Below are 23,024 nucleotides of genomic sequence, written 5' to 3' on the forward strand. Positions count from 1 at the left end.
CCTCAGGAGACGACGACACCCGCGGCGAGCAGCTCTTCAACGGCGGCGTCGCGGGTCGTCTGCGCCACGGCGGCGGTGAGGTCGACGAGCACCCTCGTGCGGAAGCCGTTGCGGTGCGCGTCGAGGGCCGTGGCGCGCACGCAGTGGTCCGTCGCGATGCCGACGACGTCCACTTCGGTCACACCCTTGCCGGTCAGCCAGCCCGCGAGGTCGTTCTCGGCCTCGAAACCCGAGTAGGCGGCGGCGAAGCGGCCCTTCGAGAAGACCTGCTCGATCCCCGACACGTCGAGCTCCGGGTGGAACGACGCCCCGGGCGAGCCCGCCACGCAGTGCACGGGCCACGAGTCGATGAAGTCCGGCGTCAGCGAGAAGTGCTCGCCGGGGTCCACGTGGTAGTCCCGCGTCGCCACGACGTGGTCGTACGCCGAGGTGGCGATGTGCTGCGAGATGGCCGCGGCGACGGCCGCGCCACCGGCGACGGCCAGCGAGCCGCCCTCGCAGAAGTCGTTCTGGACGTCGACGACGATCAGTGCCTTGGTCATGTCAGCTCTCCAGGTAGATCGTCGGGATCGCGGGCTCGCCGCGCGAGAGCTTGAGGCCCTCCCACGGCACGCTCACCAGCGCCGCACGCAGGCGTTCGCGGTTCTGCTCCAGCGTGGGTACCTCGTCGGTGACCTTGCCACTCCGCATCAGCGGGATCTGCACGAGCCTGTCGTGCGGGCCGAGTTCGGGCTGCGCCGAGGCCTGGAACACGACCTCCTCCAGCGCCGTGCCCGTGTCCTTGTGGCGCCGCAACGCCTTCTTCCAGCCGCCGCGCGACTGCTTCGACGTGCTGCGCTTCTCGACGTGCCTGCCGTCGACCTCGACCAGCTTGTAAACCATGCCCGCGGTCGGTGAGCCGGACCCGACCACGACCGACGTGCCGACGCCGTACGCGTCCACCGGCTCGGCGCGCAGGGCGGCGATCGAGTACTCGTCCAGGTCGCCGGACACGACGATCCGGGTGGTGCGGGCGCCCAGCGAGTCGAGCTGGTCGCGGGCCTGGCGGGCGAGCACACCCAGGTCGCCCGAGTCGATCCGGATCGCGCCGAGGTCGGGGCCGGCGACCTTGACGGCCGTCTTGATGCCCTCGGTGATGTCGTAGGTGTCGACCAGCAACGTCGTGCCGGCGCCGAGTGCCTCGACCTGGCTGCGGAACGCCTCTTCCTCGGTGTCGTGCAGCAACGTGAACGCGTGCGCGCACGTGCCGGCCGTGGGGATGCCGTGCCTGCGCCCGGCTTCCAGGTTGGACGTCGCCGTGAAGCCCGCCAGATAAGACGCACGGGCGCACGCCACGGCGGCTTCCTCGTGCGTGCGGCGCGAGCCCATCTCGATCATGCGACGGCCGTTCGCGGCGGTCACCATGCGAGCGGCGGCGGACGCGATCGCGCTGTCGTGGTTGAGGATCGAGAGCGCGAGCGTCTCCAGCACGACGCCCTCGGCGAACGACGCGCGGACCGTCAGCACCGGCGAACCGGGGAAGTACAGCTCGCCCTCGGGGTAGCCGTCGATCTCCCCGGAGAAGCGGTAGTCCGCCAGCCATTCCAAGGTGGAATCGTCGACCACGGCGTTGCGGCGCAGCTGGTCGATCTCCTCCTCACCGAAGCGGAAGTCCGCGATCGCGTCGAGCAGCCGGTTCGTTCCCGCGACGACGCCGTAGCGCCGTTCGTTGGGCAACCGGCGCGCGAAGAGTTCGAACACGCACGGACGGTCACCAGTACCGTCACGCAGCGCGGCCGCGAGCATGGTGAGCTCGTAGTGGTCCGTCAGCAACGCCGTCGAGTTCATGGTCGCCAACCCTAAGGTCGCATCCGGTTTACCCGCACGCGGTCTCCGTCACTGCGGCGAACATGACACCATTGGCGGTATGACCACGCCCGTCGAACAGGAACGGACGCAGCCGGAGGCCGTCGGTGAGGAAGTCGCCGCCGAGGACCGACCCTGGCAGACCGTGGTCTGGAACGACCCGGTAAACCTGATGTCCTACGTGACGTACGTGTTCCAGAAGCTGTTCGGGTTCAGCAGGGACCATGCGACCAAGCTGATGCTCGACGTGCACCACAAGGGCAAGGCGATCGTGACATCGGGCACCAAGGACAAGGTGGAGGCCGACGTGGCGAAACTCCACGCGGCAGGGCTCTGGGCGACCATGCAGCGGGCCTCGTGAAGAGGTGGATCCGCGACGGCGACGTCGTCGTCGGCAGGCTTGATCGGCAGGAGGCCGCGGTCGTCCGCGGTCTGGTCAGCCAGATCCAGGACATGCTGCTGGCGCGCGCCGAGGAAGCACCCCAGGACGAGTTGGCGGAGCTGACCGGCATCAGGACGGGCTCGTCGGAGGCTCCTGACGATCCGATCCTCGGCAGGCTGCTGCCCGACTTCCACCGCCTCGACGACGACGCGCCCGACCCGGACGAGGTCAACTCGGCGGCGGCGCTGCGCTCGTTGCACGAGCCGGAGCTTCTGGACCACAAGACGGGCGCGGCCGAGACCGTGCTGCAGACGTGCTCGCCCGACGGCGGTGAGATCCGGCTGACCATCGCGCAGGCCGAGGCCTGGATGGCGTCGCTCAACGACGTGCGTCTGGCCCTCGGGACGGCGCTGGACGTCACCGAGGACATGCCGGACGAGCTGCCGCCGGAGGACCCGAGGTCACCGCACCTCGGCGTCTACCACTGGCTGACCTGGGTGCAGGACACCCTGGTCGAGGCGATGCTGCCGTGATTCCCGGTGTCCTCGTCGGCCACCACCACCGCGTCGAACCGGGCTGGGCGACGGGCACGACCGTCGTGCTGGTGCCCACGGGCGCGGTCGGTGCCGTCGACGGACGCGGTGGTGCGCCCGGCACTCGCGAGACCGACCTGCTGGACCCGTCGAACCTGGTCCAGCAGGTGCACGCGATCTGCCTGTCCGGCGGGTCGGCGTACGGGCTCGCGGCCGCCGACGGCGTCATGAGCTGGCTCTCGGAACGCTCGATCGGCTTCCGGGTCGGCGCGCAACCGCACCACGTCGTGCCGATCGTTCCCGGCGCGGTGATCTTCGACCTGCCGATGTCGGAGTGGGGCAACCGGCCGGACGCCTCGTTCGGCCGCGCGGCCTGCGAGGCTGCCTCGGAGACCTTCGACCTGGGCTGCGTCGGTGCGGGCGCCGGTGCGCGGGTCGGTTCTCTGAAGGGTGGCATCGGTGCCGCGTCGGCCACGGTCGGTGCGCACCGGATCGGCGCGCTCGCCGTGGTGAACGCGTCCGGCGAGGTCGTCGACCGCGCGTCCGGTCTGCCGTGGCTGCCGTCGCTCGGGACGTCCCCGGTGGCGCTGCCCGAAGCCAAGCCCCAGGGCCTCAACACCACGATCGGCGTGGTCGCGGTGGACGCGGAGCTGTCCAAAGCGGAGTGTCAGCGGCTCGCGATGGCCGCGCAGGACGGCCTGGCGCGCGCCGTGCGTCCCGCGCACTCGATGTTCGACGGCGACACGGTGTTCGCGCTGGCCACGGGTGCCGTGCCGCTCGCGGAACCGCGTGCGTTCGCTTTGGACGCGTTGTGCACCGCCGCCGCCGAGATGTTCGCCGAGGCCGTGGTGTCCGGTGTGCGCGAGGCGACGACGTCGAACGGCGTGACGGCGTTCCGCGACCTCTGAGTCGGGTGTCCGGCTGACATGGCCGATGGCACCGTCGTGGTGGTGCTCAGCCGGCGTCGATGAACGCCTTGAAGTTGCCGACGTTGCGTTCGACCTGCTCGCGCAGTGACTTCTCCAGCACCCTGCGGCCGAGCCTGAGCAGGCCGGACAGCTGGAACTCGTTCTCGCACACCAGGAGAGTGCGCCGGTCGTCGAGCACCGAGTAGCGGTTGGCGATCGTGTGGACCATGCCGCGCGTCTCGTAGCGGGAGATCCGTTCGTAGGCGTTCGCGGTCAGCACGGTCTCTTCGAGCTTGAACCTGCGGTAGGTCAGCGTCGCCGTGGAGCCCGCCGCGCCCGGCGTCTGGCCGTGCTGGGTGATGCTGACCAGGTCCGGCTGCCAGCGGTGCAGGTGGGCGGGGTCGGACGTGAGCACCCGCACCCGTTCGATCGGCTGGTCGAGCACGATCTCCTTCGTGAAGCGCATCCGGCCAGGTTAAACCAGGTACACCTGCTGTTATCTCGCATACCGAGACAACTTTCGCCAGCCCGTAGGATTGAGCGCGTGCTGGTGATTCGCCGTGACCTGGTGGACGCGATGGTGGCCCACGCGCGCCGCGACCATCCCGACGAGGCGTGCGGGGTGATCGCCGGGCCGTACGGGTCCGATCGCCCTGAGCGCTTCATCGAGATGGAGAACGCGGAGCGGTCGCCGACGTTCTACCGGTTCGACGCGGCCGAGCAGCTCAAGGTGTGGCGCGGGATGGACGCGAACGACGAGGTGCCGGTGGTCATCTACCACTCGCACACCGCGACGGAGGCGTACCCGTCCCGCACCGACATCTCGTTCGCGGGCGAGCCGGAAGCCCATTACGTGCTGGTCTCCACGCGTGACCCGATCGAGCACGAGCTGCGGTCGTACCGCATCGTCGACGGTGTCGTGACCGAGGAACCGGTCAAGATCATCGAATCCTGAGTTGCACCCGTTTCCCGGAGGTAGAACCACCATGGCAGTCACCGTGTCGATCCCGACCATCCTGCGCACCCACACCGGGGGCGAGAAGTCGGTGTCCGCTGCCGGTACGACGCTCGCCGAGGTCATCGACGACCTGGAGAACAACCACGGCGGCCTCAAGGCCCGCCTGGTCAAGGAGGGTGTGCTGCACCGCTTCGTCAACGTCTACGTCAACGACGAGGACGTGCGCTTCTCCGGTGGCCTCGAGTCGGCGGTCAAGGACGGCGACAACGTCACCATCCTCCCGGCCGTCGCGGGCGGCTGATCTTCCCCATGGCCCGCTACGACTCGCTCCTGGACGCGCTCGGCGGCACGCCGCTGGTGGGCCTGCCCCGCCTGGCGCCGTCCGAGAACGTGCGCATCTGGGCGAAGCTCGAGGACCGCAACCCGACCGGCTCGATCAAGGACCGGCCCGCGCTGGCCATGATCGAGGCGGCGGAGCGGGACGGGATCCTTCGTCCCGGCGCGACGATCCTGGAGCCGACGTCCGGCAACACCGGCATCTCCCTGGCGATGGCCGCGAAGCTCAAGGGCTACGGCCTGGTGTGCGTGATGCCCGAGAACACCTCGACCGAGCGCAAGCAGCTGCTGCAGGCGTACGGCGCGCGCATCGTGTTCTCCCCGGCAGCCGGCGGGTCGAACCAGGCCGTCGCCACGGCCAAGGAACTGGCCAAGCAGAACCCGGACTGGATCATGCTCTACCAGTACGGCAACCCGGCGAACGCCGAGGCGCACTTCCGCGGCACCGGCCCGGAGATCCTGGCCGACCTGCCCACCATCACGCACTTCGTCGCCGGGCTCGGCACGACGGGCACGCTGGTGGGCGTCGGCCGGTTCCTGCGGGAGGCCAAGCCGGACGTGCAGATCATCGCCGCCGAACCCCGGTACGGCGAGCTGGTCTACGGCCTGCGGAACCTCGACGAGGGCTTCGTGCCCGAGCTGTACGACGAGTCGGTGCTGACCGGGCGGTACTCGGTCGGCTCGTACGACGCGTTGCGCCGCACCCGGCAGCTGCTCGAGACCGAGGGCATCTTCGCCGGCATCTCGACGGGGGCGATCCTGCACGCCGCGCTGGCCGTGGCGACCAAGGCCGAGGTGGCGGGGAAGTCCGCGGACATCGTGTTCGTGGTGGCGGACGCGGGCTGGAAGTACCTGTCCACCGGTGCTTACGCCGGGACGCTGGACGAGGCGGCGGCCAGGCTCGACGGCCACCTCTGGGCGTGAGTCAGCCCGCCGATCTTGTCGGTGGTGCCGAGTAGGTTGTGACGCAGGGGTTCCCAGCTCGGGGGGACGCCTGCGTCAGCCTGTCTCAGCAGGTTCCGGACCCGCTCCGGCTCTCGTGCCGGACCCGCCTCAGCCCTCGTCGCACACCCGGTTCAGCCGTTGAACGCGACGCTCGGCACGCCCTGGCCGACGCCCGGCAGCACCAGCACGGAGCCGTTCAACTGCCGCTCCATCAACGCCTGGTCGGACAACCCGACACGCGCGGACGTCACGTAGAGGTCCGTGAAGTCCGAACCGCCGAAGCAACACGCGGTCGGGTTGTCCACCGGCAGCTTGATCTCGCGGTCCAGCTCCCCGGCCGGCGTGTAGCGGCGCACCGCGTGCCCGCCCCACAGCGCGACCCAGATGCAGCCGTCGGCGTCCACGGTGAGTCCGTCCGGCCAGCCGTCGGTGTGGCCGACGTGGGTGAGCGGGCGGCGGTTCGCGACGGTGCCGGTGGCGTTGTCGAAGTCGAGGACGTCGATGCGGCGGGTCGGCGTGTCGATGAAGTACATGAGCTTCGCGTCCGGGCTCCAGCCGACGCCGTTGCTCGTGTTCACCTTGTCCACCATGACCTTCGCGGACCCGTCGCCGGTGATCCTGGCGAGCCAGCCCTCGTCCGCGGCCTGGTCGTAGCGCATCGTGCCGGCCCACAACCGGCCCGACGGGTCGATGCCCGCGTCGTTGCCGCGCACACCCTCGCGAGCCCAGTAGACGAGCCAGCTCTTGGCGCCGTCGCGGTCGATCAGCGCGATGCCGTCCCGCAGGTTGCAGACGATGCCGCCCTGCGCGCGCGGCTTGGCGGCGCCCACGTGCTGGGGCACCGGGAGCACCGCGTCGTCGTCGCGCGCGGGTGCGTACCGGTGCACCTCGGAGGCGAGGATGTCCACCCACAGCAACGTGGAACTGCCGTGATCCCACGTGGGGCCCTCGCCCAGTTGGGCTGACGCGCGTACCGCTACTTCGATCGACACCCAACCACCCTAATCTGCACGTACCCTGGACTTGTGGACCGCACCGCGCTCGCGAAACGGGTAATACCGCCGCATCCAGTGCTGTCGTTGCTCGTCGTGGCGGGGTTCGTCGGCTTCCTCTACGCCGTCGAAGCGTTCGACGTGGCGACCGGCGGCTCGCTGGAGGACGACGGCGTGCGGCCGCGTGACTTCGGCGAGTGGGACAACCTGCTCTGGATGCCGATGATCCACGGCGACTGGAGCCACCTCACCGGCAACGCCGTTCCGTTGCTGCTGCTGGGATTCCTCGCGAACTCCGGTGGACTCAAGCAGTTCTTCCAGGTCACCGCCGTCATCTGGCTGTCGTCCGCGCTGGGTGTGTGGGTGTTCGGCAGCCCCGGCAGCCACATCGGCGCGTCCGGACTGGTGTTCGGGTTCCTCGCCTTCCTGCTGGTGCGCGGGGTCTTCGCGCGCTCGTGGCTGCAACTGGTGATCGCGGTCGGCGTGTTCGCGCTCTACGGCGCCGCGCTGTGGGGCGTGCTGCCGGGCCAGCCGGGAGTGTCCTGGGAAGGCCACCTGTTCGGCGCAATCGGCGGCGTTTTGGCTGCGTGGGGTGTTTCCCGCGACAACCGGCGCACTACAACACCGGCTACATTCACGGCGTGACGATCGGGATCATGGATTCGGGCGTCGGCGGCCTCACGGTCGCCCGCGCGATCATGGACCAGTTGCCGGGCGAGTCGATCCACTACATCGGCGACACGGCTCATGGTCCCTACGGGCCGCTGCCGATCGCGCAGGCCCGCAAGCACGCGCTCGAGGTCTGCGACCGGCTCGTGGACGAGGGCGCGAAGATGCTCGTGATCGCGTGCAACACCGCGTCCGCCGCCTGCTTCCGCGACGCCCGTGAGCGGTACGACGTGCCGGTGGTCGAGGTGATCCTCCCAGCGGTGCGGCGGGCGGTGACGACCACCCGGTCCGGCCGCGTCGGTGTGATCGCGACCGTCGGCACGATCAACTCGCACGCCTACCAGGACTCGTTCCAGGCCGCGCGCGACGTGACGGTGACGGCGGCGGCGTGCCCGCGGTTCGTCGACTTCGTGGAGCGCGGCATCACCTCGGGGCGGCAGGTGCTCGGGCTGGCGCAGGCCTACCTGGAACCGTTGCAGCGCGCCGATGTCGACACGGTCGTGCTGGGCTGCACGCACTACCCGTTGCTGACCGGTGTGATCCAGATCGTCATGGGTCAGCACGTGACGCTGGTGTCGAGCGCCGAGGAGACCGTGAAGGACGTCGTGCGGCTGCTGACCGAGCGCGACGAGTTCGCCACCTCCGGCCCGGCCGTGCACCGGGTGACGTGCACCGGCCCGCCGGAACGGTTCGCGAAGCTCGCCTCCCGCTTCCTGCCGACCTTCGAACAGTGGGGCTGATGTGCTGCTGACCGTGCTCGGCTGCTCCGGCAGCATCCCCGGACCCGGCGCGGCGGCGTCGGGATACCTGGTGGAGGCGGAGGGGTTCACGCTCGCGCTGGAGTTCGGCAACGGGGTGCTCTCGCGGTTCCAGGAGGAGCGGGAACTGTTCTCGATGGACGCGCTGGTGCTCTCCCACCTGCACCCGGACCACTGCGTCGACGTGTCTTCCCTTTACGTGGCGCGGAAGTACCACCCGTCGCCGCCTTCTGGCCCGTTGCCGGTGCACGCGCCCGCAGAGGCGCACTCGCGGTTCATCGCGTCCTACGCGCCGAACGCCGCCGAGCGCTCGTCGCTCGACTTCAGCGACGTGTTCTCGTTCCACGGCTTGGGTTCGCGCGTGGAGATCGGACCGTTCACAGTGGACTCCGCCGTGGTGGCTCATCCCTGCGAGGCCTACGGGTTCCGGATCTCCTACGGCGGCGCGACGCTGGTCTACACGGGGGACAGCGGGCCGTGCGCCGCCCTGGACGAGCTGGCCGCGGGCGCCGACGTGCTGCTGAGCGAGGCGAGCTGGACGCACGCCCCGGACCGGCAGCCCGACCTGCACCTGTCCGGACGCGAGGCGGGTGAGCTGGCCGGCAGGGCCGGGGCGGGGCGGCTGCTGATCACGCACGTCCCGCCGTGGACGTCGCGCGAGGACGTGCTGGGGGAGGCCCGGTCGGCGTTCGCCGGGCCCAGTGAGCTGGTCGTGCAGGGCGGCCGGTACGAGGTGGGGGAGCGGACATGATCAACCTGGAGCGCGTCGGCGAGCACGAGTTCGTCGCCACCAACGGGCGCGGTGCGTCGGTGAAGATCGGCCGCAAGGGCCAGGAGGGCTCGTTCAGCCCGGTCGAACTGCTGGTCGCGGCCGCCGCCGGGTGCGCCATGGTCACGTCGGAGACGTTGATCCTGCGCCGGACGGGCAGCGACCGGCTGACAGCCGAGGCGGACGCGGTCCAGTCCGAGAGCGGCAACGAGGTGATCTCCATCCCCGTGACGCTCTCGTACGACCTGTCCGCCGTGGAGGACGTCGAGGCGCTGGAAACCGTCGTCCGGCGTGCCGTGGAGCAGTTCTGCACGGTCACGCGGACGTTGAAGCAGTCGGCGACGGCGCCGCTTCAGCTCCCGACGCCGCTCCAGACGGCACCCGACCCGCTGTGACCGGCGCGCACGGTCTGCACCGTCGTCCCGATCGCGAGCAGCACCACCAGCACCGACACCACGACTGAGATCACCCGCCACGTCTTCGTGGTGGGTGCCTCCGCCTGGCGTTCGCGGTCCGCGAGCCGGCCCGCGACCAGCAGCGCGATCACCGCGACGCCGAACCCGAGCGCGATGGGCAGCAGCATGGTGCCGAGGTCCGCGTGCGTCTGGATGGCGGGGTTCTGCACGCCGTTGCTCGCCAGTGCCGCCTGGAGGTCCTCACCGGCCTGCTTGGCCACCGGAACCGCCGCGACACCGGCCAGCGTGACCCCCAGAACCGGCCACGCGTACTTGCGCCGCCAGCCCGGGACCAGCGCGATCGCCACCGAGCCGAGGGCCGCGAGAGGGAGCAGGACGACCACCGCGTGCACCAGCAACGGGTGGATCGGAATACCGTCGATCGTCAGCATGTCTCTCCCTACGCCATGGCGCTCCGCAGGGTTCATTAGGGTAGGCGCCGTGGTGCGAAGCGACGGCCGAAACGACGACGTGTTGCGTGACATCCGGATCACGCGTGGATATCAGACCTGGCCCGCGGGCTCGGTCCTGATCGAGTTCGGGAACACCCGCGTGCTGTGCGCCGCGAGTGTCACCGAAGGCGTCCCCCGGTGGCGCCAGGGTTCCGGCCTCGGCTGGGTGACCGCTGAGTACGCGATGCTCCCCTCAGCCACGCACAGCCGCAGCGACCGCGAGTCCGTGAAGGGCCGCATCGGCGGCCGGACGCACGAGATCTCGCGCCTGATCGGCCGTTCTCTTCGTGCCTGCATCGACCTCGCGGCTCTGGGTGAGAACACCATCGTCATCGACTGCGACGTCATCCAGGCCGACGGCGGCACCCGCACGGCCGCGATCACCGGCGCCTACGTGGCACTGGCCGACGCGGTGACGTACCTCGGTGCGGCAGGCCGCCTGGCCGACCCGTCGCCGCTGTCGTGCGCGGTCTCCGCCATCTCGGTCGGTGTCGTGGACGGCCGGGTCCGGCTGGACCTGCCCTACGAGGAGGACTCGCGCGCCGAGGTCGACATGAACGTCGTCGCCACCGACGCGGGCACGTTGATCGAGGTCCAGGGCACCGGCGAGGGCGCGACGTTCGCCCGGTCCACTTTGGATCGCATGCTGGACATCGCCCTGCAGGGCTGTGCGGAGCTGAACCGCCTCCAGGCCGAGGCGCTCTCCGCGCCGTATCCCGGCATCCTGCCGGAGCCCAAGGCGAGCAAGCGATGAAGCTGCTCCTGGCTTCCCGCAACGCGAAGAAGCTTCGCGAACTCCAGCGCATCGTGGTGTCGGAATCGCTGGACGGCATCGAGGTGCTGTCGCTCTCGGACGTGCCGGAGTTCCCGGAAGCGCCCGAGACCGCGCCGGACTTCGAAGGCAACGCGCTGGCGAAAGCCCGTGACGCCGCTGCCGCCACCGGTCTGGCGTCGGTCGCCGACGACTCCGGTCTGGCCGTCGACGAGCTGAACGGCATGCCCGGCGTGCTGTCCGCCCGGTGGTCCGGCCGGCACGGGGACGACGACGCGAACCTCGACCTGCTGCTCGGGCAGTTGGGCGACGTGCCGGACGAACGCCGTGGTGCGGCATTCGTCTCGGTGGTCGCTCTGGTGGTGCCCGGTGGCGAAGAGGTCGTCGTGCGCGGCGAGTGGCGTGGCACGTTGTTGCGGGCACGCCGTGGGACCAACGGGTTCGGTTACGACCCGATCTTCGTGCCCGAGGGGTACGAGGTCACTTCGGCGGAGATGACGGCGGAGGAGAAGGACGCGGAGTCCCATCGGGGCCGCGCCCTCAAGCTCCTGGTTCCGCACCTGCGCAAGCTGGTCTAGTTCCACCACTTGATCGCCGCGCCGGGACCGAGGTCATCGGTCCCGGCGCCGCGATCAGACGGCCGCCTGGGCGTGCGAGGCCACCGACACGACGCAGACGCCCGCGGCGATGAGAGCCATGCCGCCGAGCATCGCGAGGTTCAGCGGGTCGGCGAAGAGGACTCGGCTGGTGATGGCCACCAGGGCGATGCCGGCGCCGGCCCAGATGGCGTAGGTGATGGCCACCGGGACGCCCATTCTGATCACCAGTGATTCCAGGTAGAGGGCCGTGAGGAAACCGGCCGCGAGACCGGCTGTCGGCCAGGGTTTTGTGAAGCCGTCGGAGTATTTGAGGCACAGGGTCGCGAAAACTTCCGCGCCCACGGCGAGGGCTAGCAGGATCCACTTGAACATTGAATTTCCCAGCACGAAATGCACGCAGCGCTAGGCGTGCGTGTTGAAGAGAACGGGTGACTTCGGGGCCTGAAGCCCTGGTCAGCCGCCGCGCGTGGGGAAGTGGACTCGCAAGAGGAAATCAGACGGGATGTCGGGGCCGTTAGGTGCCGTCAAACGACACACGGTGTATCACCCTCACCGGAACAGGGGCGGCTTTGTTGCACGCCCTCCGTTCGACCATACCTGAAAAAGAGGCCGCCGTCGCAGTGAAAGCGACGGCGGCCTCGCTCGAGTGAGAAATCAAGCGGGGAGTTCGCGCAGGAGCTTGGCCACGTGGCCGGTGGCGCGGACGTTGTACATGGCCTTGACGATCTTGCCGTCCGGGCCGACGAGGAACGTCGAGCGGATGACGCCCTGGACGGTCCTGCCGTAGTTCTGCTTCTCGCCGAAGGCGCCCCACTCGGTGAGGACCTTCTTGTCCGGGTCGCCGAGGAGCGGGAAGGTCAGGCCTTCGGCGTCGCGGAACTTGGCGAGCTTCTCCTGCTTGTCGGGCGAGATGCCGACGACCTCGTAGCCGGAGTCGGCGAGCACGCCGAGGTTGTCGCGGAAGTCGCAGGCCTGCTTGGTGCAGCCCGGCGTGCTCGCGGCCGGGTAGAAGTACACGACCACGGACTTGCCGAGGTAGTCGGACAGGGACACCGGCTTGCCCTCGCTGTCGGGCAGCGTGAACGCGGGCGCGGTGTCACCAGGTTCGAGACGACTGGTCATGCCCAGAGACTATTCCGGGGGCTAGGCCTGGCCCTCGAAGACGGTGGGCGCGTCCTGGCCCTGTCCGCCCGGCTGGATGGTCAGCTGCATGCGCACCGGTGCCTCGGAGACCGCGAACGCCAGCTGGAGTTGCGTGTCGCGGCCCGGCGGGAGTTCGGCCACGGCCGCGGCGAGGCCGTTGAGGCCCTGCACGGAGTCGACCAGTTCTGCGGCGGGTTCCCCGTCCGCCGTCGCGCGCACGGCGAGCTGAGAGGACTGGTAGGGCGCCTTGGAGCCGTTGTAGACGGTGATCGTGAAGACCGCTGTGCGCGCGGCCTTGGGGATCGCCGTCTCGGACGGTGCGAGGGAGCGTGGGGCGGAGACCACGACGGACAGGCCCGAGGCCCACACGCGTTGCGTGCCGAAGGCGGCGGCACCGGACGCGCTCGGCGTCTCGGCTCGCTGCTCGACCGTCAGGTTCTCGTCGGGGGTGACGGCGACACTGGGGCCCGCACATCCCGCCACGGCCAGCAACAGGCACAGGCCCGCGGCCGTTTTGGCGAACTTCACGAACTCCCCTTTCCCACCCCGGCGGTGGGTGTGAGCGACTCACGTCAACTGTGACGGTGCCGAAGAGGGAAGTGCGAACGAAAGTGGCCTCTGAAGCGGACCTGGTGCCGGGACGTGGCCGACTCGTGATGGGCGGCGTGGGCGGCGCCACAGAGTGCGCCGGCCCCACGCCGTCCGTGCGGCCGAGGCCGCGGGTCACGCTAGGGAGCGCGTCGGGGGGCGTGCGCGCTCACACCGATCATCGCCCACTGTGTGCCCCGCGCTACAAGCGGAGCCGTTTATCACCCGTTCAGAGCAGCGTCAGTCGTACGAAACGTGAAGGTCACGCCTGGCCGACTCACGTATGTGCGGCTGAACGGCCCAGGGAAGGCGTCCGTTCGGCCACTCCGCTGAGGAGTTCGAACGAACGCAGACGGTCATCATGCCCGTGCACGATGGTCGTCACCATGAGTTCGTCGGCGGCCGTCGACTCCATCAACTCGTCCAGCCCGGAGCGGACCGTCGAGGGGGACCCGATGATCTGGCTGGACATGCGGTCCTCGATCACGAGCTCGTCGATCTCGGTGTACGGGTAGTCCGCGGCCTCCTGCGGAGTCGCGAGCGGCTCCGGGCGACCCTGGCGCAGTTTCACGAATGAGAGCGCTCCCGGGCCGGCGATGTAGCGGGCGTGCTCGTCGGTGTCGGCGACGACCACCGAGGCGCACACCATCGCGTAGGGCTGATCGAGCACCTCGGACGGCCGGAAGTGCCGCCGGTACAGCTCCAGCGCCGGCAGTGTGTTCTGCGCGCTGAAGTGGTGGGCGAACGCGAACGGCAGGCCGAGCATGCCCGCCGCCTGCGCGCTGTAGCCCGACGAGCCGAGCAGCCAGATCGGCGGCTTGTTGCCCGCGGCGGGCACGGCGTTGAGCTCGGCGGTGCCCTCGAAGTACTTGATCAGCTCGGTCAGCTCCTGCGGGAAGTTCTCCGCGGACAGACCCGCCTCGGTGCGCCGCAGCGCCCGCGCCGTCTTCTGGTCGGTGCCGGGCGCGCGGCCGATGCCGAGGTCGATGCGGCCGGGGTGCAGGGCCTCGAGCATGCCGAACTGCTCGGCGACCACCAGCGGAGCGTGGTTGGGCAGCATGACGCCGCCCGAACCGACGCGGATCGTCCGGGTCGCGTCCGCGATGTGCCCGATCAGCACAGCGGGCGCGGACGAGGCGATGCCGGGCATGTTGTGGTGCTCGGCGAACCAGTAGCGGTGGTAGCCGAGACGTTCGGCCTGCTGAGCGAGCTCCCGCGAGTTCCGCAGCGCGGTCGTCGCGTCCGAACCCGACGTGATGGGCGCGAGGTCGAGTACGGACAGCGGGATCTCACTCAGACGGCTCATACATCGATCAACACCGATACTTCGTGACTTCTTCCGTGAGCCGGGTAACTCGTTTCCCGGCCTTCTCGTAGCTCGTGCCCTCCGGGTGCAGCGTGAGCACCGCGACGATGCTGAACCAGCACGTCCCGGACGTGTGCAGCGCCGGCGACTTCGTGTCCAGGTCCCACTGGATGCGCGGCCGCGGGCGGTTCACACACGGCGTCGTCGGGTCGCCGAACCCCGACCAGCCCTGCTTGAACGCGGGCTTCCACGTGGCGGACGGCAGCCCGAACGATTGGTCGAACCCGTCCGACGCGCACTTCTCGGCCCGGTGCAGGTGCCCCATGATCGTGTTCCGGACCTTCGGCTTCGCCTTCTCCAGCAGGTACCGGTAGATCTTCACGACGTCCGAGGCACTCACCGCCGTGTAGCCCCACATGCCGCGGTTCTCCGGCGGCCGCGTGTCGTCGAGCTTGAGCCGCTCGGCCGTGCGCACGACGAGCTGCTCCCACCCGTTCTCCACCCACAGCTCACTCGCCGCGTAGTCGTCGCTGACGCGCAGCATGGGTTCGATGCGCGGGTCGTCGCCGCGCGTCTCCAGTTGCTCGATCGCGATCAGGATCTTGACCAGTGAGGCCGATCTGATCGGTTTGTGCACGTCACGGCCGGTCACCTGGTGCGTGATCCGGTCGTAGACCGCGTAGGAGGTCGTCGGTTCGAGGACTGGCGCCGTCGTGGACACGGGGGCCGCGAGCAACGCCATCGTCAGAATTAGGTGCACGCCCCCGGAAGCTAGCGGCAACCTGATCTTTTTGTGCGATGTTTTGTGAGTCACAGGTGAGAAGGACTCGTCGTCTCCTTCCGTTGTTCGTGATGTGACGGATGTGGTGGTGATCGGCGCGGGACAGGCGGGCCTGTCCGCCTCGTACTTCTTGCAGCGGCGCGGTGTCGACCACGTGGTGCTGGACGCGAACACCTCGCCCGGCGGCGCGTGGCTGCACCGCTGGCCGAGCCTGCGCATGCGGACCGTGCACGGCATCCACGAACTCCCGGGCATGCCGTTCGAGCAACCAGCGCCCGACGAACGGGCCAACGAGGCGATCCCGTCCTACTTCGCCCGCTACGAACAGCTCTTCGACCTGCCCGTCGTACGCCCGGTGAACGTCACCCAGGTCGTAGACGACGGCCCGCTGCTCAAGGTCGAGACCACCGACGGGTCCTGGTCCACCCGCGGCCTGATCAACGCGACCGGCACGTGGCGGCGCCCGTTCTGGCCGTACTACCCGGGCCAGGAGACGTTCCAGGGCCGCCAGCTGCACACCGCCGACTACCAGGGCCCCGCCGAGTTCGCAGGCAAGCGCGTCGTGGTCGTGGGCGGCGGCGCCTCGGCCACGCAGTTGTTGATGGAACTAGCTCCTCTCGCAGCGGAGACCCGCTGGGTGACGCGGCATGAACCGGTGTGGCGGGAGGGCCCGTTCACCGAGGACTACGGCCGCTGGGTGGTCGGAATGGTCGAGGAACGCGTCCGCGCCGGCCTGATCCCACGCTCCGTCGTCAGCGTCACCGGGCTGCCGTTGAACGACGAGACGCGCGCCGCCCTGGCTTCCGGCGTGCTGGATCGCAAGCCGATGTTCGAGCGGGTCACGCGGTCCGGTGTCGAGTGGGCTTCCGGGGAGCGCTTCGACGCCGACGTCATCTTGTGGGCCACCGGGTTCCGGCACGACCTGGACCACCTCGCGCCGTTGCACCTTCGGGCTTCGGGTGGGGGGATTCAGGTGGACGGGACTCGGGTGGTGTCTGATCCGCGGATTCATCTTGTGGGGTATGGGCCTTCGGCCAGCACCATCGGGGCCAACCGGGCTGGGCGGAGTGCGGTTCGGGAGTTGATGGGGTACCTGGGCAGGCTTGAGGTCGCGGGCTAGGTGGGACGTTCGGGGCTTGGCGGGACGTTCGGGGGCTGAGTCCGCAGCCGGCATTCGGAGTGGCTGGGGCAGCCGCTGGGGGGCTGGGACGCGGGTAGGGCTGGAACGCGGCTGGCGCTGTCGGGTGTGGCTGAGACGGGCGGCGTGGCTGGGCTGGGGTGAGACGCGGCCGGCGCTCTCAGGTGTGGCTGAGGCCGGCGGGAGCGGCCTGGGGCTGGGGGCGTGGCTGGCCCTGTCGGGTGTGGCTCGGGCTGGCGGGTGTGGCTCGCTTGGGCTGGGACGCGGCTGGGCTGCCGGATCGGGGCCAGCGGTCGGGGCTGGGCTGGTGCTGTCGGGTGTGGCTGACGCTGGGTGGGTTGGGACGTGGCTGGCGTCGGCGGGTGTGGCTGGTGGCTGGCTGGGACGTGGCTGGCCCTGTCGGGCGTGGATCGGCTGGGCTGGGACGCGTCTGGGGCTGCCGGATCGGGGCTAGCGGTCTGGGCTGGCGCTGGCGGGCATGGCTGACGCTGGGTGGGTCGGGACGTGGCTGGCGTCGGCGGGTGTGGTGGGGCTGGATCCGCGGCTGGCGTTGGGGAGTGGCTGCGGCTGGCGCTGGGGGCGTGGACCGCGGTGGCGGTGTGACTGGGGTCGGAGTCAGCTTCAGGGGCGCGGTGCGGATTGGGGCCGTCGCTTCGCCGGGGATGGCGCGGCTTCGGCGGGACGCGCGACGCGGTGCGAGCTGCGCCCCGAACTGTGGGCGGCTGCGTGTGTTCGGCTTCGGCCTAAGCGCTCGCGGGGAGCGGCGGCGGGCGGTTAGACGCCGGAGTTTGTGCGCTTCTTCGACAGGCGGGTTGCCACGAAGATCACGGCGGTCACCACTGCCAGGCCCAGGACCACCTTCGAGCCGATGCCCACGTACTGCTCGACGAGGTGCCAGTTGTCGCCCAGCAGGTAGCCCGCGAGGATCAGCGCCGTGTTCCACAGCAGGCTGCCCGCCGCTGTGTAGGCGAGGAACGGTGCTAATCGCATGCGCTCGACGCCGGCCGGGATCGAGATCAGGCTGCGGAAGACCGGGATCATGCGGCCGAAGAAGACCGCGCGGTAGCCGTTGCGCAGGAACCAGGCCTCTGTCCTGTCCACATCGGACACGCGGACCAGGGGCATGCGGGCGGCGATGCGGCGGACCCGGTCGCGGCCCAGCAGGGCGCCGACCCAGTACAGCAGCAGTGCGCCGACGACCGAGCCCAGCGTGGTCCACGCGATGGCGTCGAGCAGGCCCATCTTGCCCTGGGCCGCGGTGAAGCCGGCCAGGGGCAGGAAGACCTCGCTGGGCAGGGGCGGGAACAGGTTCTCCAGCGCGATCGCCAACGCCGCTCCGGGTGCGCCGGCCGTGTGCATCAGGTCGGTGACCCAGTCGACCAAGTTCATGGGTTCCACGGTACGGAGGGGGCGGGCGGGGGACATTGGGGGAAACCGCAGGATTGGGGTGGGGTAAACCTCACCCTCTACTCGGTGATGACCCTTACGGGCTGTGAAACCCCTGCGCCGGCTTGAGAAGCACTACGGCGGACGCGGACCCGTCACCAGCCAGAACGTGTGGCGTGAGAGTCCTCACCTCACTTCGAAGCAACGTTTTTCCTGATCGTCGCAACGTGCGGTCGTGCGCGCGGATCACGGTATCCAAAGATCAGGCCACAAAGGACTGAAAGGGCCATTGGTCCACAAGGTTCCGGAAAGGCCTTTCCGGTGTGTGGTCGTTTGGCTACGATGGATTTCGATGGCTGACCAGGTGGGGACGTGCGCGAACTGCGGCACCACGACCGCCACCTCCCGGCGCAGGCATGCGCGGTACTGCTCGAACGCCTGCCGGCAGCGGGCTTACCGGCGGCGCGTCAACGAACCCGTTACGGCACTGGACAGTTTCATAGGTCGTGACGCCGAACTGGACCGTCTCGGCGGGATCGCCGGCACGCGCGTGCTCACGCTCGTCGGACCGGCCGGTGTGGGGAAGAGCAGGCTGGTCAAGGAGTTCGCCGGGGATCGGGCGACGTGGGTCGAGCTCGCCTCGGTGACGGACGTGGCGCGGGCGTGCGCGGTGGCGCTCGGCGAGCCCGCGGAGGAGCCCGTGCTGAGCGCTCTGGTGCGCGCGCTGGCGGGGCGCGAGACGGTGCTCGTGCTGGACAACTGCGAGCACGTCGCGGCGGGGTGCGCGGCGTTGCTGGAGCCGTTGCTGCTCGGTTGTCCCGGGCTCACGGTCGTCGCGACCAGCAGGGAACCGCTGCGGGTGCCCGGCGAGGTGTTGTTCGCGGTGCGGCCGTTGTCGATCACGGACGCGGTGGAGCTGTTCGCCGACCGGGCCCGTGCGAACCAGGTGGGGCTCCGGCTGGGCGACCGGGACGCGCTGGCCGCCCTGTGCGCGCGGCTGGACCGCCTCCCGCTGGCCATCGAGCTCGCGGCGAGGCTCGTGACCCTGTTGCCCGTCAAGGAGCTCTTGGCGCGGCTGGACGATCGCCTGGAACTCCTCAACCGCGGCAACCGCACCGCCGCCCGGCGACACCAGAGCCTGCGCGCCGCGATCGGCTGGAGCTACGACCACCTGAGCGCTGACGAACAGCACGTGTTCCGGTGCATCTCGCAGGGGTCCGGCGGCTTCGGGCTCGACGTCGCGGTCCAGGCGTGCGACCTGCCCTCGGACCGGGTGCTGGTGGTGCTGTCCGCGCTCGTGACCAAGTCGCTGCTCACGTTCACCGGAGCCGGCCGGTTCGAGCAACTGGAGTCGGTCCGGCTCTACGGCAGGGAACGGCTCGCGGAGCAGGCCGGGAAGGCGATCCGCCGCGGGGCAGCACCCGCGGCGAGTCACTCATAACCGCTGATCAATGAGGTCGGGGGGACTCGAACCCCCACTGGCTGGGACCTAAACCCAGTGCCTCTGCCAATTGGGCTACGACCCCTCGGGTGGAAGCCTATAGCCCGTCCATGGACTCGCTCTCCCGGGTCGCGCGAAGCCCCGCCACCGCCCGTCCACTACGGTTGCGGGCAGAACCGCTGCTAGGAGGACATGTGGCTCGCGATCCCGACACCATCCAGCGCGAGATCGAGCAGGCTCGCACCGCGTTGGCCGCCACCCTGGACGAGCTCAGCGAGCGCGCCAACCCGCAGAAGCTCGTAGAGCAGGGCAAGTCGTCCGTGCTCGACGTGCTGAGCCAGCCCAAGGTCAAGTACACGTTGATCGCGGTCGGCGCGGTGGTCGGCTTCGCGCTGGTGCGCAAGCTCTTCCGCTAGGAGACCCGCACCAACGGCAGGAGCACCTGCTCGACGACCTTCTCCACGAACGGCTCGTCGAGCGGGTCCCCGGTCAGCATCAGCCGGTAGATCAGGGCTGCGCCCGCGATCTCCACCGCCATGCCGCGCGGGGCGTCGGCCTTGAGCTCGCCCCGTTCGGCGGCCCGGTCCATGATGCCGCGCAGCACGTCGCGCTGCGAGATCAGGAAGGTCTCCCGGAACGCCGCCGCCAGCTCGGGCTCGTGCGGGAGTTCGCCCACGAGTGCCTGAGCGGCCTTGCCGATCGGTCCGGAGAGGAACGCGGCGAACGACGAGAGGAACTCGCGCAGGTCTCCGGCCAGTGAGCCGGTGTCCGGTGCCGCGAGGTTCTGCGTGGCGAGCTGGGTGCACGTGTCGATCACGAGATCGAGCTTCGACTCCCACCGCCGGTAGATCGTCGCCTTGCCCGCTCTCGCACGGGCCGCCACCGCGTCCATGGTGAGGGCCCGGTACCCGACATCGGCCATCACCTCGAGCGCTGCCTGACGTAATGCGTCGTCCCTGCTGGCGTCGCGAGGACGGCCCCGCTGGGGGACCCTGCCCTCGTTGAACGCCGTTGTCGACACGGCCATGCCACCTCCTCGTACCAGGGCACGGCTCGTGCGTGTCCTCCCCGCCCCTTTGGCGGCACATCCTAGGCGTCTTGCCCCTCTTGCAGGGTGAGCAGCACCCGGTTTGTTGCATTGTGTTGCGATTAGTTGAGTCTTGTGCGGGTTGCTCCAGAAGTCCTACCTTTCGGATTGGTCAGGGGTGCCAGTCGGACGAGAAAAGACCGGGAAAAGGACCGGTTCATCGGAGGTCTGGGTATCAGGCTCGCGAACCCCTCTCGGGTCCTCTGAGGACGGCCCGCAGCCAGGTGTAACGCGGGTCACAGGCCGTCCTATATCCCGTGCATGAAGGCAATGCGTCTCCTCCCTGCTCTCGCGGTGGCCGCCGCGGTGGCGTTGGCGCCTGGCCTGGCGCTCGCCGATCCCGGAAACGGCAAGGGAAACGGGATCACGAACAATCCGAAGGTCCCACCTGGACAGTCCAAAAAGGACTCGACCGCGCCGCAGTCGCCTGCGAAGGTGGACCACGGCGCGAACGTCCCCGGCCCGGACGACTCGGTCCGCGACGAGTCGCCGTCGCAGAACGGGAACGGCACGGGCCAGACGAAGGGCACACCGTGCGCCGGCTGCGTCGGCAAGCCTCTCCAGGCGCCGCTGGAGACACCTCCGGCGACCCCGCAGGAGATCATGCAGGTGATCCCGCAGGCGACTCCGCAGCTGCCCGCGCCCACGATTCAGGCAGGCGGGGCCCCACCGGCGCCTCAGGCTCCCGCCGCGGCACCGGAGGTCGCGAAAGGCCTGGCGTTCACCGGCCTCAACCTGCTGCCGCTGGGCCTCGCCGGAATCCTGCTCGTGGGCGGAGGCGGCGCCGCCGTGGTCATGGCCGGTCAGTCCCGGAGACCTTGACCGCCAGGGCGAGCTGGGTCATGTACCGCTTGACGACCCGGCCCTCGTGCCGCGTGTCGATCAACCGCCGGATGTCCGCGATCAACCGGTCGCGGTCCGGCAGCACGATGTGGTTCGAGTACGTCAGCAGCAGGTCCACGTAGGCCTCGGTGTCGTAGGCCCGCTCCCACTCGTACCGGTGGAACTCGGGCTCGCCGAAGAACGAGCTTTCGTCGAACTCACAAGGGATTCCCGACGCGGGGGACTGTCGCCACCCTGGTGTCGTGGTGGGGTCCCAACGCTCGTAGCACTCCTGCGCCTCCGCGAAGAACCGCTCGGTCCCGCCCGCCACGTGGTGCGTCGAGATCACGGCCAGCGAACCGCCCGGCCGCAGCGCCGCGGCACAGCGCGCCATCCGGGTCGCGGGATCGAGCCAGTGGAACGCCGTCGCCGACACCACGAGGTCGAACGGCTCCGCGGGCAACGGCCAGACGTCGAAGTCCGCCACCACCACGTCCGCCGCGGGCGCGTGCGCACGGGCGACCTCGGCCAGAAGCGGACTCAGCTCGACCGCCGTCACCTCTCCCAGAGAGGTCAGCGGCAGCGTCGCCTGGCCGGTACCCGGGCCGATCTCCAGGACGCGTGGGCCGTGCAGCCGTTCGAACAGCTGCGGGGGATACGTGGGACGGGCCCGGTGGTAGCGGGCCGCGTCCTCGCCGAACGTGCTGCGCAAACGCTCGCGGTCGGTCACCCGCCGAATTCAAGCGAGCGGGACGGCAGCGCGTCCATCCCGTTTCGCGCGAATCCGGTCCAGACGCTCCGCAGCGTCTTGGCCAGCACGGGATCCGGCTCCTCGCCGGCGAGGATGCCCGCGCCGAGCCAGCCCTCCGGATCGAACAGGAACGGCAGCTCCATGCAGTGGCACGAGCCCAGCGGGGCCTCGGCGGGCGCCCACGTGAAGCGGTAGGTGGCGACCTGGCCGCCCGCGACCGCCCAGTCCCGCGCCAGCTCACGGGCACCACCGGCGAAGATCAGCTCGGTCACGGCCTCCCAGTGCTCCCGGCTCGGCACGTACGGGCTGCCGTCGTCGGCCGTGTGCCCGACGAGCAACTCGACGCGCGGCGCCACGACGGAGAGGTCCGGCGAGGCCAGTTCCGGAGCGAACGGCATGCCGCCGGACGGTGCGAACTTCGGCCCCACCTCGGCGACGGCGGCGACTTGGGCCGCGAGCACGTCCTCGACGGAGGTGGAGCTGTCGACCGAGACCGCGGCACGCAGCGCGGCCGTCATCTCGGCGCGTTCCGGGCTGCGCGTGCCCAGCGGCGCGCTCTGCAGGATCGCCCGGTGGAACAGGCCTTCCGTGTCGGTGAGCATCAACGCGTACACCGAGTCGGCACCCGCGGACTGCCCGAACGCCGTCACGTTCGCCGGATCACCACCGAACGAGGCGATGTTGTCCCGCACCCACCGCAGCGCCGTGAGCTGGTCGAGCAGTCCCAGGTTGTCGTTCAGGTACCCGAAGACGCCGAGGCGGTAGCTGACGCTGACGACCACGACACCTTCCGAGGCCAGCAGCGAGGTCTCGTACTTCGCCGACTCACCGCTGCCGGTCACGTAGGCGCCACCGTGGAACCACACCATCACCGGCAGGCCGGACGCGCCGGCGGGAGCGGTCACCGAGAGCACCTGGCAGTGCTCGTCGAACGACAGGCCCTCGACGGAGTTGCCGACCAGCGCGGCCAGTGCCGACGGCGGCTGCGGGCAGGCGGGACCGCGTTCGGAGGGGCGCGCACCGTCCCAGGGCAACGGCGTCGGCTCGGCGAAGCGGGAGGCCGTCGCATAACGGATACCGCGTGCCCGTACGAGACCTTCGGCAGTGATCACACCCTCGATACTAAGCATGAGTAACCAATTCCACAGCGTCTCGATTCGGCGGGAACACCGGGACAGGAGGACGCTGTGACGGTTGGGCAACGAGGA

General features: G+C 69.8%; 30 protein-coding genes and 1 tRNA gene. 16 read left to right on the forward strand and 15 right to left on the reverse strand.

Annotated features, from left to right (window positions below; all coding sequences use genetic code 11):
- Nucleotides 1-2 precede the first annotated feature (2 nt).
- Nucleotides 3-542 carry an isochorismatase family protein gene (locus PV646_RS35740; protein ID WP_500346729.1) on the reverse strand — a complete coding sequence of 180 codons (540 nt, stop codon included), beginning with the start codon at nt 540-542 and terminating at the stop codon, nt 3-5.
- A 1-nt stretch (nt 543) separates the two neighbouring features.
- Nucleotides 544-1,827 carry a nicotinate phosphoribosyltransferase gene (locus PV646_RS35745; RefSeq protein WP_500346730.1) on the reverse strand — a complete coding sequence of 428 codons (1,284 nt, stop codon included), beginning with the start codon at nt 1,825-1,827 and terminating at the stop codon, nt 544-546.
- A gap of 70 nt (nt 1,828-1,897) precedes the next feature.
- Here PV646_RS35745 and clpS point away from each other — a divergent pair, with 70 nt between their 5' ends.
- From clpS to PV646_RS35760, 3 genes are read left to right on the forward strand one after another with little or no spacing between them, the layout of a single operon-like run.
- Nucleotides 1,898-2,206 carry an ATP-dependent Clp protease adapter ClpS gene (gene clpS / locus PV646_RS35750; protein WP_500347067.1) on the forward strand — a complete coding sequence of 103 codons (309 nt, stop codon included), beginning with the start codon at nt 1,898-1,900 and terminating at the stop codon, nt 2,204-2,206.
- Nucleotides 2,203-2,760 carry a DUF2017 domain-containing protein gene (locus PV646_RS35755; protein ID WP_500346731.1) on the forward strand — a complete coding sequence of 186 codons (558 nt, stop codon included), beginning with the start codon at nt 2,203-2,205 and terminating at the stop codon, nt 2,758-2,760. The genes clpS and PV646_RS35755 overlap by 4 nt, the downstream gene beginning before the upstream one ends.
- Nucleotides 2,757-3,668 carry a P1 family peptidase gene (locus PV646_RS35760; RefSeq protein WP_500346732.1) on the forward strand — a complete coding sequence of 304 codons (912 nt, stop codon included), beginning with the start codon at nt 2,757-2,759 and terminating at the stop codon, nt 3,666-3,668. The genes PV646_RS35755 and PV646_RS35760 overlap by 4 nt, the downstream gene beginning before the upstream one ends.
- Nucleotides 3,669-3,714: 46 nt before the next feature.
- Here the strand turns inward: PV646_RS35760 and PV646_RS35765 are convergent, their stop codons facing one another.
- The gene (locus PV646_RS35765) at nt 3,715-4,134 is read right to left on the reverse strand and encodes an SRPBCC family protein (protein ID WP_500346733.1); all 420 of its coding nucleotides are present in this window, start codon (nt 4,132-4,134) and stop codon (nt 3,715-3,717) included.
- A gap of 78 nt (nt 4,135-4,212) precedes the next feature.
- Here PV646_RS35765 and PV646_RS35770 point away from each other — a divergent pair, with 78 nt between their 5' ends.
- The 3 genes from PV646_RS35770 to PV646_RS35780 are packed head-to-tail and all read left to right on the forward strand — an operon-like array spanning nt 4,213 to nt 5,886.
- Entirely contained in the window at nt 4,213-4,623 is a 411-nt protein-coding gene (locus PV646_RS35770) for a M67 family metallopeptidase (protein ID WP_268241277.1), read from the forward strand.
- 31 nt (nt 4,624-4,654) lie between these two features.
- Nucleotides 4,655-4,927 carry a MoaD/ThiS family protein gene (locus PV646_RS35775; RefSeq protein ID WP_500346734.1) on the forward strand — a complete coding sequence of 91 codons (273 nt, stop codon included), beginning with the start codon at nt 4,655-4,657 and terminating at the stop codon, nt 4,925-4,927.
- 8 nt (nt 4,928-4,935) lie between these two features.
- Nucleotides 4,936-5,886: a PLP-dependent cysteine synthase family protein gene (locus tag PV646_RS35780; RefSeq protein ID WP_500346735.1), complete on the forward strand. Its 951-nt coding sequence runs from the start codon at nt 4,936-4,938 to the stop codon at nt 5,884-5,886.
- Nucleotides 5,887-6,038: 152 nt separating this feature from the next.
- On the opposite strand, the gene PV646_RS35785 is transcribed toward PV646_RS35780, so the two are convergent.
- On the reverse strand, nt 6,039-6,899 hold the full coding sequence (locus PV646_RS35785) for an SMP-30/gluconolactonase/LRE family protein (RefSeq protein ID WP_500346736.1): 861 nt from the start codon (nt 6,897-6,899) through the stop codon (nt 6,039-6,041).
- A 33-nt stretch (nt 6,900-6,932) separates the two neighbouring features.
- Between PV646_RS35785 and PV646_RS35790 the strand changes: the two genes are divergently transcribed.
- The 4 genes from PV646_RS35790 to PV646_RS35805 are packed head-to-tail and all read left to right on the forward strand — an operon-like array spanning nt 6,933 to nt 9,490.
- A complete protein-coding gene (locus tag PV646_RS35790; RefSeq protein WP_500346737.1) occupies nt 6,933-7,544 on the forward strand; it encodes a rhomboid family intramembrane serine protease in 612 nt (203 codons plus the stop codon).
- Nucleotides 7,541-8,308: a glutamate racemase gene (gene murI, locus PV646_RS35795; RefSeq protein WP_500346738.1), complete on the forward strand. Its 768-nt coding sequence runs from the start codon at nt 7,541-7,543 to the stop codon at nt 8,306-8,308. The genes PV646_RS35790 and murI overlap by 4 nt, the downstream gene beginning before the upstream one ends.
- A gap of 1 nt (nt 8,309) precedes the next feature.
- Nucleotides 8,310-9,077 (forward strand): MBL fold metallo-hydrolase, encoded by a 768-nt coding sequence (locus tag PV646_RS35800; RefSeq protein ID WP_500346739.1) that lies wholly within the window; start codon nt 8,310-8,312, stop codon nt 9,075-9,077.
- Nucleotides 9,074-9,490, forward strand: coding sequence for an OsmC family protein (locus tag PV646_RS35805; protein WP_500346740.1), 417 nt, complete (start codon nt 9,074-9,076; stop codon nt 9,488-9,490). The genes PV646_RS35800 and PV646_RS35805 overlap by 4 nt, the downstream gene beginning before the upstream one ends.
- On the opposite strand, the gene PV646_RS35810 is transcribed toward PV646_RS35805, so the two are convergent.
- Nucleotides 9,448-9,942, reverse strand: coding sequence for a DUF2231 domain-containing protein (locus PV646_RS35810; RefSeq protein WP_500346741.1), 495 nt, complete (start codon nt 9,940-9,942; stop codon nt 9,448-9,450). The genes PV646_RS35805 and PV646_RS35810 overlap by 43 nt on opposite strands.
- A 49-nt stretch (nt 9,943-9,991) precedes the next feature.
- On the opposite strand from PV646_RS35810, the gene rph reads away from it, so the two are divergent.
- Both rph and rdgB read left to right on the forward strand, forming a co-directional pair.
- Nucleotides 9,992-10,756: a ribonuclease PH gene (rph, locus tag PV646_RS35815; protein ID WP_500346742.1), complete on the forward strand. Its 765-nt coding sequence runs from the start codon at nt 9,992-9,994 to the stop codon at nt 10,754-10,756.
- Nucleotides 10,753-11,352 carry an RdgB/HAM1 family non-canonical purine NTP pyrophosphatase gene (rdgB, locus tag PV646_RS35820; protein ID WP_500346743.1) on the forward strand — a complete coding sequence of 200 codons (600 nt, stop codon included), beginning with the start codon at nt 10,753-10,755 and terminating at the stop codon, nt 11,350-11,352. Before rph ends, rdgB begins: the two co-directional genes overlap by 4 nt.
- A 54-nt stretch (nt 11,353-11,406) precedes the next feature.
- On the opposite strand, the gene PV646_RS35825 is transcribed toward rdgB, so the two are convergent.
- The 5 genes from PV646_RS35825 to PV646_RS35845 form a co-directional block, all read right to left on the reverse strand.
- Entirely contained in the window at nt 11,407-11,745 is a 339-nt protein-coding gene (locus PV646_RS35825) for a DMT family transporter (protein ID WP_500346744.1), read from the reverse strand.
- A gap of 282 nt (nt 11,746-12,027) precedes the next feature.
- Entirely contained in the window at nt 12,028-12,495 is a 468-nt protein-coding gene (bcp, locus tag PV646_RS35830) for a thioredoxin-dependent thiol peroxidase (RefSeq protein ID WP_360040176.1), read from the reverse strand.
- A 21-nt stretch (nt 12,496-12,516) separates the two neighbouring features.
- Nucleotides 12,517-13,044, reverse strand: coding sequence for a hypothetical protein (locus PV646_RS35835; protein WP_500346745.1), 528 nt, complete (start codon nt 13,042-13,044; stop codon nt 12,517-12,519).
- 337 nt (nt 13,045-13,381) lie between these two features.
- Nucleotides 13,382-14,410, reverse strand: coding sequence for an LLM class flavin-dependent oxidoreductase (locus PV646_RS35840; RefSeq protein WP_500346746.1), 1,029 nt, complete (start codon nt 14,408-14,410; stop codon nt 13,382-13,384).
- A gap of 7 nt (nt 14,411-14,417) precedes the next feature.
- Nucleotides 14,418-15,170, reverse strand: coding sequence for a hypothetical protein (locus PV646_RS35845; protein ID WP_500346747.1), 753 nt, complete (start codon nt 15,168-15,170; stop codon nt 14,418-14,420).
- 94 nt (nt 15,171-15,264) lie between these two features.
- Between PV646_RS35845 and PV646_RS35850 the strand changes: the two genes are divergently transcribed.
- The gene (locus PV646_RS35850; RefSeq protein ID WP_500346748.1) at nt 15,265-16,311 is read left to right on the forward strand and encodes an FAD-dependent oxidoreductase; all 1,047 of its coding nucleotides are present in this window, start codon (nt 15,265-15,267) and stop codon (nt 16,309-16,311) included.
- Nucleotides 16,312-17,103: 792 nt separating this feature from the next.
- On the opposite strand, the gene PV646_RS35855 is transcribed toward PV646_RS35850, so the two are convergent.
- Complete coding sequence (locus tag PV646_RS35855) at nt 17,104-17,718, reverse strand: DedA family protein (protein ID WP_500346749.1); 615 nt, start codon at nt 17,716-17,718, stop codon at nt 17,104-17,106.
- 349 nt (nt 17,719-18,067) lie between these two features.
- Here PV646_RS35855 and PV646_RS35860 point away from each other — a divergent pair, with 349 nt between their 5' ends.
- On the forward strand, nt 18,068-19,156 hold the full coding sequence (locus PV646_RS35860; protein ID WP_500346750.1) for an ATP-binding protein: 1,089 nt from the start codon (nt 18,068-18,070) through the stop codon (nt 19,154-19,156).
- Nucleotides 19,157-19,167: 11 nt separating this feature from the next.
- On the opposite strand, the gene PV646_RS35865 is transcribed toward PV646_RS35860, so the two are convergent.
- Nucleotides 19,168-19,241 (reverse strand) — tRNA-Leu (locus PV646_RS35865).
- 109 nt (nt 19,242-19,350) lie between these two features.
- On the opposite strand from PV646_RS35865, the gene PV646_RS35870 reads away from it, so the two are divergent.
- A complete protein-coding gene (locus tag PV646_RS35870; RefSeq protein WP_030469566.1) occupies nt 19,351-19,572 on the forward strand; it encodes a DUF3618 domain-containing protein in 222 nt (73 codons plus the stop codon).
- Here PV646_RS35870 and PV646_RS35875 read toward each other — a convergent pair.
- Nucleotides 19,569-20,183, reverse strand: coding sequence for a TetR/AcrR family transcriptional regulator (locus PV646_RS35875; RefSeq protein ID WP_500346751.1), 615 nt, complete (start codon nt 20,181-20,183; stop codon nt 19,569-19,571). The genes PV646_RS35870 and PV646_RS35875 overlap by 4 nt on opposite strands.
- A gap of 321 nt (nt 20,184-20,504) precedes the next feature.
- Between PV646_RS35875 and PV646_RS35880 the strand changes: the two genes are divergently transcribed.
- Nucleotides 20,505-21,065, forward strand: a complete 561-nt coding sequence (locus PV646_RS35880; protein ID WP_500346752.1) for a hypothetical protein — start codon at nt 20,505-20,507, stop codon at nt 21,063-21,065.
- On the opposite strand, the gene PV646_RS35885 is transcribed toward PV646_RS35880, so the two are convergent.
- Nucleotides 21,037-21,795, reverse strand: coding sequence for a class I SAM-dependent methyltransferase (locus PV646_RS35885; protein ID WP_500346753.1), 759 nt, complete (start codon nt 21,793-21,795; stop codon nt 21,037-21,039). The genes PV646_RS35880 and PV646_RS35885 overlap by 29 nt on opposite strands.
- Nucleotides 21,792-22,928 (reverse strand): carboxylesterase family protein, encoded by a 1,137-nt coding sequence (locus tag PV646_RS35890; protein WP_500346754.1) that lies wholly within the window; start codon nt 22,926-22,928, stop codon nt 21,792-21,794. Before PV646_RS35890 ends, PV646_RS35885 begins: the two co-directional genes overlap by 4 nt.
- Between the last annotated feature and the right edge of the window lie 96 nt (nt 22,929-23,024).

It is taken from the genome of Streptomyces sp. ID05-26A, assembly GCF_033794685.1.
Classification (GTDB): Bacteria; Actinomycetota; Actinomycetes; order Mycobacteriales; family Pseudonocardiaceae; genus Lentzea.